General features: G+C 61.6%; 11 protein-coding genes. 3 read left to right on the forward strand and 8 right to left on the reverse strand.

Annotated features, from left to right (window positions below; translation table 11 throughout):
* Positions 1-8: 8 nt before the first annotated feature.
* Positions 9-791: a response regulator transcription factor gene (locus K0H48_RS05055; RefSeq protein ID WP_219266661.1), complete on the forward strand. Its 783-nt coding sequence runs from the start codon at positions 9-11 to the stop codon at positions 789-791.
* Between the two features lie 74 nt (positions 792-865).
* Here the strand turns inward: K0H48_RS05055 and K0H48_RS05060 are convergent, their stop codons facing one another.
* From K0H48_RS05060 to cpaB, 8 genes are read right to left on the reverse strand one after another with little or no spacing between them, the layout of a single operon-like run.
* The gene (locus K0H48_RS05060; RefSeq protein ID WP_138817018.1) at positions 866-1,135 is read right to left on the reverse strand and encodes a DUF3613 domain-containing protein; all 270 of its coding nucleotides are present in this window, start codon (positions 1,133-1,135) and stop codon (positions 866-868) included.
* Positions 1,136-1,137: 2 nt separating this feature from the next.
* Positions 1,138-1,860 carry a tetratricopeptide repeat protein gene (locus tag K0H48_RS05065; protein WP_219266663.1) on the reverse strand — a complete coding sequence of 241 codons (723 nt, stop codon included), beginning with the start codon at positions 1,858-1,860 and terminating at the stop codon, positions 1,138-1,140.
* 10 nt (positions 1,861-1,870) lie between these two features.
* Entirely contained in the window at positions 1,871-2,764 is an 894-nt protein-coding gene (locus K0H48_RS05070) for a type II secretion system F family protein (RefSeq protein ID WP_138817016.1), read from the reverse strand.
* A gap of 1 nt (position 2,765) precedes the next feature.
* Positions 2,766-3,647: a type II secretion system F family protein gene (locus K0H48_RS05075; protein WP_138817015.1), complete on the reverse strand. Its 882-nt coding sequence runs from the start codon at positions 3,645-3,647 to the stop codon at positions 2,766-2,768.
* Positions 3,648-3,666: 19 nt separating this feature from the next.
* The gene (locus K0H48_RS05080; protein WP_200433797.1) at positions 3,667-4,929 is read right to left on the reverse strand and encodes a CpaF family protein; all 1,263 of its coding nucleotides are present in this window, start codon (positions 4,927-4,929) and stop codon (positions 3,667-3,669) included.
* A complete protein-coding gene (locus tag K0H48_RS05085; RefSeq protein WP_219266665.1) occupies positions 4,926-6,119 on the reverse strand; it encodes a pilus assembly protein in 1,194 nt (397 codons plus the stop codon). The genes K0H48_RS05080 and K0H48_RS05085 overlap by 4 nt, the downstream gene beginning before the upstream one ends.
* Positions 6,116-7,336, reverse strand: coding sequence for a type II and III secretion system protein family protein (locus K0H48_RS05090; protein WP_138817012.1), 1,221 nt, complete (start codon positions 7,334-7,336; stop codon positions 6,116-6,118). Before K0H48_RS05090 ends, K0H48_RS05085 begins: the two co-directional genes overlap by 4 nt.
* A gap of 15 nt (positions 7,337-7,351) precedes the next feature.
* Positions 7,352-8,278: a Flp pilus assembly protein CpaB gene (gene cpaB, locus K0H48_RS05095; protein ID WP_219266667.1), complete on the reverse strand. Its 927-nt coding sequence runs from the start codon at positions 8,276-8,278 to the stop codon at positions 7,352-7,354.
* Positions 8,279-8,609: 331 nt separating this feature from the next.
* On the opposite strand from cpaB, the gene K0H48_RS05100 reads away from it, so the two are divergent.
* Positions 8,610-8,804, forward strand: coding sequence for a Flp family type IVb pilin (locus tag K0H48_RS05100; protein ID WP_017136716.1), 195 nt, complete (start codon positions 8,610-8,612; stop codon positions 8,802-8,804).
* A 60-nt stretch (positions 8,805-8,864) separates the two neighbouring features.
* Positions 8,865-9,272, forward strand: a complete 408-nt coding sequence (locus tag K0H48_RS05105; protein WP_219266669.1) for a response regulator — start codon at positions 8,865-8,867, stop codon at positions 9,270-9,272.
* Positions 9,273-9,387: the final 115 nt, after the last annotated feature.

Below are 9,387 nucleotides of genomic sequence, written 5' to 3' on the forward strand. Positions count from 1 at the left end.
AGTAGCGCGTGAACAAGCTTACCTCTGCTGTAAAAGTGCTCGTGGTCGACGATCAACCGCTGATCGTGGAAGAGCTCTGTGAATTTCTTGAAAGCAGCGGTTTCCGCTGTGTCCCGTGTGAATCCAGCCAGCAGGCCTTGAAGCGTTTTAGCGAAGACGCCGAGATTGGCCTGGTGCTGTGCGACCTGCATATGCCGGACATGGACGGCATCGAATTGGTGCAGGCCCTGCAGAAGGTTGCAGGCAAGCAGCGCGCCTTTGAGGCGATCATGCTGACCGGCCGCGCAGACAAGCAGGATGTGATCAAGGCGCTGCGCGCAGGGATCGCGGATTACTATCAGAAGCCGATCAACCTCGATGAGCTGCTCGAAGGCTTGCAGCGCCAGGAGGCGGCGTTGGAGGAGCGCAAGAAAGAGCTGCAACTGGGGCATTTGAACCAGAAGCTGCAATTTCTTTCCGAGTCCATCAACGACCTGTACCAGGACCTCGACAAAGCGCGCCGCAGCCCGCCAGGGCATGAGAGCGACGAGGTGCCTGCCGAGGAGGCCGGGCCGGTGGAGATTCCGGCGATCTTCAACCAGCTGTCGCCACGTCAGCTGGATGTGGCGCGGCTGGTGGGCAAGGGGCAGACCAATTATCAGATTGCCTGTGAACTGGGCATTACCGAGAACACCGTGAAGCTGTATGTGTCGCAGGTGTTGCGCCTGACGCACATGCATAACCGCACGCAATTGGCGCTGGCGTTGTCGCCGAGTAATTCGGCGCTGCGCCAGCGAGTCACTGCCCACTGATCACTTGTGGGAGCGGGCTGATCGTTCCCACGCTCTGCGTGGGAATGCCGCCCAGGACGCTCCGCGTCCTGCTGTCAACTACCGCCCTGGGTTGTCCCGCCCGCCTTTTGATCGAAGTATTCCGGAATCGGGTGCTTGTAGCTTTCCAGCAAGCGTTGCGCCGCCAGGTCACGTTCGGCAGCGGAGGCTTTTTGCTGGGTGCTGGAGGCCGCTTTCCCGCTGGACTGCAAGGTCAGCCAGCTTTCGGTCACCGCTTGCTGCGGCGATGACGGGCCGGGCTCGATGGCCATGACGCCCAGGGGCAATGCGAGTACGGCGAGGCTGGTGAGATAAGGCATTTTCATGATTAATTCCTCAGGGTGCTTGCGGCATCACTCATGGTCGCCACCTGGTCTTTGACCTTGGCGACGGGCACGCTGGCGCCTTTGAGTTTCTCGGCGCGGGCCTGGGCCTCGGTCACCTGTTCAGGGCTCAGGTTCATTTGGCTGGCCACCTGCGCGGCCTGCTTCCAGTTGTCCTGATAGATCATCAGGGTCACCAGGTTGATCGCCGCCAGCGGGTCGCTCTGCTTGAGTTCCATGGCGGTCATGAACTCGAAGCGCGCGTCTTCCAGGCGCAGTTGGTTGAGGTACACCACGCCCAGGTCATTGCGGATTTTTTCATCCGTCGGCGCCAACCGGGCCGCGCGTTGCAAGTGCGCCAGGGCTTGGCCGTTGTCGCCTTTGGCCGAAGCCAACTGGCCCAGGCCGTGTTCGCCTTCGGCCGCCATGCAGGTGCCGATCAGGCTTTGATAAAGCCCCTGTGCCTCGCTGCGCCCGAGCAGGCGATACGCCTTGGCCTGGCGCAGGCGCACCTGGGGCAGGTTGGCCGGCAGGTTCTGCAGGTTGGCCAGGCTGGCGTGCAGCTTGCCGTCACCGGCCATTTCATCGGCCAGGTTCAGCGCCAGTTCCTGGTCCGACCCGGGTTTGGAGCAACTGCCGCCCGCCGTCAGGGCCGCCCATGGGGTTTGGCCGTTGGTGGCGCAACCCCCGAGCAGCAACAGGCTCAAACCGGCTATCAAGGCTTTCATCGGGCGGTCCTCATAAGTTACTCAAGGCCCGGGAGATGCCGATGAACGCCGGCCCCCCGAGCACGATCAGCAGGGCGGGAAACAGGAACACCATCATCACCACCGACATCTTTGCCGACATCTTCGACACGAATTCCTGGATGCGCGTGAGGCGGCGGTCGTCGAGCAATTGCTTGAGCGCCAGCAGCGATTTCATCGCACCGCCACCTTGCTGGACCAGTTGCTGGAGGATGGTGCAGGTGTCGCTGAATTCATCCACGGCCAGCATCCGCGCGGTCTTGCCCAGCTCTTCGCTCAGCTCCAGGCCCGAGTCGACACGCGTCAGGATCAGGCGCAGTTCATAGGTAAGGTCCGGCAGCAGGCGCTGCGCTTCAATGCTCAGCACGCGCAGTGCTTGTTCAACCGCCATGCCGGACTCGAACAGGATGCGCAGCAGCGGAATGAAGGTCGAGACCTCACGGGAGATACGCTGCTGGCGCGCTTTGGCGGCCCTGGCCAGGATGCGTTTGGGCAGCAGGTAGCCGATGCCCATGCCGATCAAGGGCGCCAGCCATGGCGAGGCAGTGTGGGGAAACAGCAACTGCTGGCCCACCAGCACCACGCCCAGTGCCACTAGCGGCGTGCCGACCTGCAGGGCCGCGAACATCGAGCGCTGGCTGGCCTGGCGCCAGCCAACGCGGCTGAGCAGCAGTTGGGTTTCGTTGTCCAGGCTGACCGAGCGTTGCGCGATAGGGCTGTTGCCCAATTGGCGCATCAACGTATTGAGCGTGCGTTCACGCCCCATCTGCCCCTGCAAGCGCTGGGCGACCAGGCGCTGGCCGCGCCGGTGTTTGAGCAGGTTGGCCAGCACCAGCGCCAGGGCGGCCAGGAGCATTACGGCGCTGATCAGCAGTGGGATAGCCATCTCATACGCTCCGCAGCATGCGCCACAAGGCGAAGCAGCCCAGCAGCTGCATGCCGAGTGCCACGAACAACAGGATGCGCCCGGTGCCGTCGTTCCACATGGTCATCAGGTACGCCGGGTTCACCGCCAGGAAGTAGCCGATCATCGAGATGGGCAGGGCGCCGAGCACGTAGGCGGTCACCCGGGTTTCGCCGGTCAAAGCGCGCAATTGGCGCGCGGCCTGCTCGCGCTCGCGGATCATCTTGATCAGGTTTTCCAGCAGTTCGCTGGCGTTGCCGCCATAGCGATGGTTGATCTTCAAGCCCAGCGCAAACAGGCGAAACTCATCACGCTCGTAGAACTCGGCAAAGTCGTGGGTCGACTCCGGCAGGCTCACGCCCAACTGTACGTTGCGCTGAATACGGCCCATGGCCTGTTGCAGCGGGTCTTCGCTGATCTCGATGCCGCCCAGCACCGAGTCCGCCAGGGTGCGCCCGGCCTTGAGGCTGCGCACGGTGTGGTCGAGCAATTGCGGTAGCTGTTCGATCATGCGCTTGATGCGCCGCTGGTAGCGCCAGGCAATGTACAGGCGCAGCAGCAGCGGCGGCAGCACCAGCATCACCAGCAGGCCGAGCCAACCGGCCACCAGCAGCCCCAACGCCACGCCCAAGGCCCAGATGGCCAACCACAGGCCCAGGCTGTCGGTGGGCTTGCCCAGGCCTGCGCGCAGGAACATCCGCTCCACGCCACTCCACTGGTTGGCTTCTTCGCTGAGCTGCGGCTGGCCCTCGGCGAGCCGGCTCAGCACCCGCTCGGTCTGGGCTCGGCGCAGGCCGTTCTGAAAGGAGCGGATCGACAGGCCGATCAGGATCAGGCAGATGAGTAGCAAAATGGCCCCGGTCATGGTCATGTCCCTTTCAAGGCTAAGCCGGTTCGCGGCGCAGTTTATCGCCGGCCGGGTTGACCGCTTCGCGCAAGAAGCCGAAGCCGGTGCGCCGGTCATGACGGAACAGGGTATTGGTCACGTACACGTCTTCACGGACACCGACCACCTCGACCACTTCGCTGACGCAGCGACGCCCGTCCGGCAAGCGGGTCAACTGGATCACCACATCGAGCGCCGCGCAGATCATCTGCCGCAGGGTTTTCTCCGCCACCACACGGCCGGTCAAGCCCACCAGGGTTTCCAGGCGCAGCAGCGCATCGGCGGCGTTGTTGGCGTGTACGGTACTCATGGAACCGTCGTGGCCGGTGTTCATGGCGGTGAGTACATCAAGCACTTCCACGCCGCGGATCTCGCCAAGGATGATGCGGTCGGGGCGCATCCGCAGGGCGTTGCGGATCAGGTCGCTGGCCTTGACCTCGCCATGGCCCTCGGCATTCGGCGGGCGGGTCTCCAGGCGCACCACATGGGGGTGGCCCAGTTGCAGCTCGGCCACGTCTTCGATGGTGACCAGGCGTTCATGGGGGTTGATCAGTTGGCTGAGAATATTGAGCAGCGTAGTTTTACCGGTGCCGGTACCGCCGCTGATCAGGATATTGCAGCGCTTGCCCACGGCTTCCTGGAAGAAATCGAAGATGTTCTGGTCGATGGTCTGCATCGCCACCAGGTCACTGCTTTTCAGCATGTCCTTGCGAAACTTTCGAATCGACAGGCACGGCCCATCCAGGGCAATCGGCGGGATGATCGCATTGACCCGGCTGCCATCCGGCAGACGTGCATCGACCATCGGCGACGACTCATCCAGCCGCCGCCCCAGCGGTGCGAGGATGCGTTGCATCACGCGTTCAACGTGGTGCGAATCAATAAAGCGCAGGTCGCTTTGATGCAGCAAGCCGTCACGTTCGATAAACACCCGGTGCGGGCCGTTGACCAGGATTTCGGTCACGGACGGGTCGCGCAGCAACACTTCCAGTGGGCCGAAACCAGTCAGTTCATCGACGATCTCTTCGGCCAGGCGCTCCATCTCATAACGGGAAATCGCCAGGTGCATGCGGTTGATATATTCGGCCACTTTGTCGATGACAAACTGCGCCAGCAGCGGGCGTGAACCCTCGAGCAAATTTTTGCCCGACTCCTCGATGGCATCGATGATGTAGCGATGCAGCACCAGCTTGAGCCCGTCGTGGTCAGTGTTGCCGCCGACGCCGCGAGCGGGTGAACCGAAGAGTTTTTCACCGTTCATTTGCCGGCTCTCAGCAAGCGTTCAAACCAGGTGTGCGAGGGTTTTTTCATGCCTTCGGAGCGCTTCGCCAGGCGCTCGCCCAGGGCTTTGAGGTTGTGGGTCAGGGTTTCTCGCGGGGCCAGGGCGAACAGGGTTTGCCCTTGGTTCTTGGCGTTCAGGCGCACCTCCGGGCTCAGCGGCAGCACCGCGATCACCTCCAGCCCATAGCTTTTGCCCAAGGCATCGGCGTCGGGCGCACAGCCTTTGATGTAGCGGTCGACCAACAGCTTGGCGTGTTCCAGCTTCATGCCTTTTTCGCGCCACTGATTCAGCACGCCAAGGTTGCGCCGGCAGTCCAAAACGCTCTGGTCGGTGCACCACAGCAGCTTGTCGCAGTGGCTGACAAAGGTGCGCAGCGCTTCGCTGTCCGGCTGGCCGGCGAGGTTCACCACGATGTGCTGGAAGTGCTGGCGCAAGGCACTGAGCAGCATGTACAGCTCGGCCGCGCTGGTCTGTTCCAGCGGCTCGTCGCCGGGAGCGTAGGCAAGGATGCGTAGGCCGTCTTCGGCACAGGTAAACGCGCTGTTGATCAAGGTAGTGTCCAGGCGCCTGAGGTGGCGCAAGGCATCGCCGAAATTGAACGAGCTTTCCAGCCCCAGCAACGCCAGGCTGTCACCGCGCGGCAGGCCCAGGTCGAGTAATAGGGTTTGCTGGCCGCTCTTTTGCACCACCAGCGCCAAGTGGCTGGCCAGCAGTGCGCCGTCAGCATTGCTTTGGGTGCCGTACAGCACGGTCAGGCCACCGAGTTGAGTGTTGGTGGTCACCGGCGGCAGGCGTTTGCTCAGGCGGCGTACCAGCCCGGCGACTTCGCTGGAACGTGAGCCGTAGGCGACAAAATCACGCGCACCGGCGCGCATGGCATTGAGCACCAGCTGGTTGTCCATGCCATCGCCGAGGGCGACGATAGCAAGCATCGGCTTGGCCTCCAGCGCGCCTTCGATCAGCGCGCTCTGGGCCACCACGTGTTCGCGGTCGAGGCCTACAAACACCAGGTTGGCGAAGGTCACGTCCACCAGCGCCAGCAACTCGTCGAGGGTGCCGCTGCCGGCGCTGACCACTTGGCCAAGCGGCGCCAGCGCGCCCTGCAGCCATTCCAGGTCGGTGGTGTTGCGCGTGATTGCCAGAAACGTCTGGCTCAGGCTATCGCTCATTGAGACAACCCATTGAGTCGGTCGAAATTGCCGTTTTCCAGGAAGTACAGCCGGTACCAGTTCGGGTCGTAGTTGCGCAGCTTCTCGCCGGGCAAGGACGGCAGTTGGGCGTTGGCGGCCAGCGGCTGCACCAGGTGCGGCGTGACGATCATCAGCAGCTCTTTGTCCTGGCGGTTGACTGACGAATCGCGAAAGAACGCACCGAGAATCGGGATATCGCCCAGGCCTGGAAACTTGCTGATGTTGGTGGTGTTGGTGCTGCTGATCAGGCCGCTGATCACGAAACTTTCGCCGTCGGCCAGCGATACGCTGGTGTCGGTGCGGCGGATGGTCAGCGCCGGTACCTGAATGTTCTGGATCGTCACGGCGTTGGTGTAGTCCAGTTCGCTGACTTCCGGCGCCACTTTGAGAGAAATACGGTTACGGTCGATCACCGTCGGCGTAAGTGTCAGGCGAATGCCGAATTCCTTGTACTCGATCGAGATGTTGTTGCTGGCGCTGCTGGGCACCGGGATTGGTACTTCGCCGCCAGCCAGGAACGTCGCGCTTTGCCCGCTCATGGCCACCAGGCTTGGGCGGGCCAGGGTGTAGGCAAAACCGCTGCTTTCCAGTGCGTTGATCATGGCGGAGACACGCCCGCCACCGAAGCCGATATTGAAGTTACTGTCGCTCACCGGCAGTCGAAAGGTGCCGGCTGTCGGGGATACCAGTTTAGGGCTGCCCAGGAAAAAGTTGCTGCCGATGCCGAGGATCTTGGTGCTGGCTTCCTTGAGTTTGGAGCGGCTGACTTCGACGAAACGGATGTCGGTCTGCACCTGGCTGGGCAGCGTCGGGTCTTCGGACGGCGACAGCGACAGGCTGGTCAATGCCGAGGTGGCCTTGCCTTTGACGAACACCATGCTCTGGCGCGGCGTGGTCGAACAGGCGGTCCAGACCATCAGGCTGGTGGTGCCGGAGGCGACACCGGTGAGCAGGAAACCGCGATCGCCGTTGAGGTGTACGTCAGCAATTTTTGGGTCGCCAATCGCCAGGCGTGTGATGGCCACGGGAGATTGCAGCTCCTGTTGCAAGCCCTCACCCACCGACAGTGCTGCGGGTAATTGGCCCAGGCTGCCGCAGTTGCCCGGGGCGGCTGCAACGAGCCCCACAGACAAGTTCGACAGCATCAGGGCACAGGCGATTTTCAGCGTGAACACCGGTGCGAAACGTCGGTTCATGCACAGCATCCTTGTTCAGTCGGGTGTTTGTTGGGTGGCTTGATTGCCGCGTATCACCTCGACACCGGAGCGGCGTGCGGGGCCACCCTGGGCGACTTTTTTGGGCGCCTGGACGAAGGCCAGTTGGGTGAATTGGTAGAGGTCGCGGTTGGCGCTTTGCAACTTGCCCGGTGCATCGCTTTCACCGGCCCAGTAGTGGCTCAGCAAGCGTTCATCGGCGCTGCGCACGGCCAGGCGCAAGGTGCCGGCCTGGGTCGCCAGCATCAGTTGGCTCAGCAATTGTTCGGGCACCGCCAGCACCACGGTGCGAGAGGGCGCATGGCGCTGGGCTTTTTCTTCGGCGGTCATTGCCGGCGGTGAAGCGGGAGCGCCGTCGTTGGTCAGGCCCATTTGATCGCCGACGCTGAGCAGGCGCATGGCGGGGATCACCACTTGGGCGGATTGTTCGACGTTGGCGACGTCCTGGCGCAGGTACAGCAATACGTCCACATAGTCGCCGGGGCTCAACTGGCCGGCTGCGCCAATCACTTCATCGACGGCAACCGCCAGCGCGCGTTCGTTGGGGCGGATCATGCGGGCCAGCGGGCCGCCCGGGCTGAAGCTCTCATCGTTGAGCCAGGTGCCGGCCTGCAGGGCGCGCCACGGTGTGCGGCCGATGGCCTGGTCGACACTGGTCATACTGCCCGCTGGCGCTGTGCGCAGTTTTTCGATGCTCAGGTCTGCGGCGGTCAGGGCAATAAAGGGCGGGACATCGTGGGCCAGTACCACCACCGATTGGCGGGTCTGGTCCTCGACCACGGCGACGGCTTTTTCTACCGGTGCGGTGGGCGGCGGTGGCGGCGCCGGGGCAGGTTCGCGGCTGAGCACCAACCCCCAGTAACCGGCAAACAGCGCACCTACAAGCAGCACACCGGCCAACACCATGCTGAGACGCGTGTTCATGACGGCTCTCCTTTTCCTGTTGCACTAAAACCCATCGATCCCAACAGGCTAATTCCGCAACTCGGCTGCTATGAACAGTGACTAACTATTTCGCTATTTGAAGGTAGTTCAGCTAGGACGAAATGCCATTACTGACAGAAAGATTTCTTTGCGAAGGCCCTCGATAGCCTTAAAAACAAGGGATTCAGGCGCCAGTAAAACGACCACTACTTTGTGATTAATCAGTTCTTACAGTTGTGAGGGCGGGGTTTGTTGACAATGCTCAGGTGGCACATGGCAATTACTGTGCAGCACCGAGCTAGGGCGTCTGGTCGCCCAAAGGAGTAGTACGATGATCCTCGAACTGTTGATTAAACTCCATGTTCAACTTCAGCTACTTTTTCATCGCAAAGAAGGCGCGACCGCGATTGAATATCTGATTCTGGTGGCAATTGTAGCATTGGTGATACTGGCAGCCGGGACGACGCTGGGGCCTCAGATTACGGCCTTCTTTGCCAGGATTCAGGCGGCGATTACCGCGTTGTGAGTTTGGGGTGGCCTGTTGTTGATTTCAGACGGTTTTGATTGGTGACAGCAGGTAGTGCCCATGAATGCTGCAGCCGCACCTTTACGTCAACAAATCCTGTTGGTGGACGACGAAGAAGATGCCCTCGTAGAACTGGCGGAGTCGCTGGAGAACGAGGGCTTCGTTTGTTTTACCGCTACCTCGGTCACGTTCGCTTTGCAGGAGCTGACCCTGCACCCTGACATTGCCCTGGTCATCACTGACCTGCGTATGCCTGAGGAGAGTGGGATATCGTTGATCAAGCGCTTGCGCGAGCATACCAGTCGCTCGCATCTGCCGGTGATCGTGATGTCCGGCCATGCCGAGATGGATGATGTGAGCGACATGCTGCGCTTGCAGGTGTTGGATCTGTTTCGCAAGCCCATCTATCTGGTGCGGTTGATTGATACGCTTAACAGTCTTTTTCCTTTGCGCAAGTCTCGGTTGTAGCTGGGCTGGGGAGGGTTGAGTACGTATCCGTTGTTTGGGTAACGGCTACTTAGGGTTCCGCCCTGACGGCGGGTCACTTTTTGAAGGACCAAAAAGGTAACCAAAAAGTCCTCGC

The organism is Pseudomonas sp. Xaverov 259 (genome assembly GCF_019352915.1).
GTDB lineage: Bacteria > Pseudomonadota > Gammaproteobacteria > Pseudomonadales > Pseudomonadaceae > Aquipseudomonas.

Coding starts and splice junctions, on each gene's coding strand:
- K0H48_RS05100 (WP_017136716.1), top strand. CDS start 8,610: ATGATCCTCGAACTGTTGATTAAACTCCATGTTCAACTTCAGCTACTT.
- cpaB (WP_219266667.1), bottom strand. CDS start 8,278: ATGAACACGCGTCTCAGCATGGTGTTGGCCGGTGTGCTGCTTGTAGGT.
- K0H48_RS05070 (WP_138817016.1), bottom strand. CDS start 2,764: ATGGCTATCCCACTGCTGATCAGCGCCGTAATGCTCCTGGCCGCCCTG.
- K0H48_RS05075 (WP_138817015.1), bottom strand. CDS start 3,647: ATGACCGGGGCCATTTTGCTACTCATCTGCCTGATCCTGATCGGCCTG.
- K0H48_RS05080 (WP_200433797.1), bottom strand. CDS start 4,929: ATGAACGGTGAAAAACTCTTCGGTTCACCCGCTCGCGGCGTCGGCGGC.
- K0H48_RS05090 (WP_138817012.1), bottom strand. CDS start 7,336: ATGAACCGACGTTTCGCACCGGTGTTCACGCTGAAAATCGCCTGTGCC.
- K0H48_RS05085 (WP_219266665.1), bottom strand. CDS start 6,119: ATGAGCGATAGCCTGAGCCAGACGTTTCTGGCAATCACGCGCAACACC.
- K0H48_RS05105 (WP_219266669.1), top strand. CDS start 8,865: ATGAATGCTGCAGCCGCACCTTTACGTCAACAAATCCTGTTGGTGGAC.
- K0H48_RS05060 (WP_138817018.1), bottom strand. CDS start 1,135: ATGAAAATGCCTTATCTCACCAGCCTCGCCGTACTCGCATTGCCCCTG.
- K0H48_RS05065 (WP_219266663.1), bottom strand. CDS start 1,860: ATGAAAGCCTTGATAGCCGGTTTGAGCCTGTTGCTGCTCGGGGGTTGC.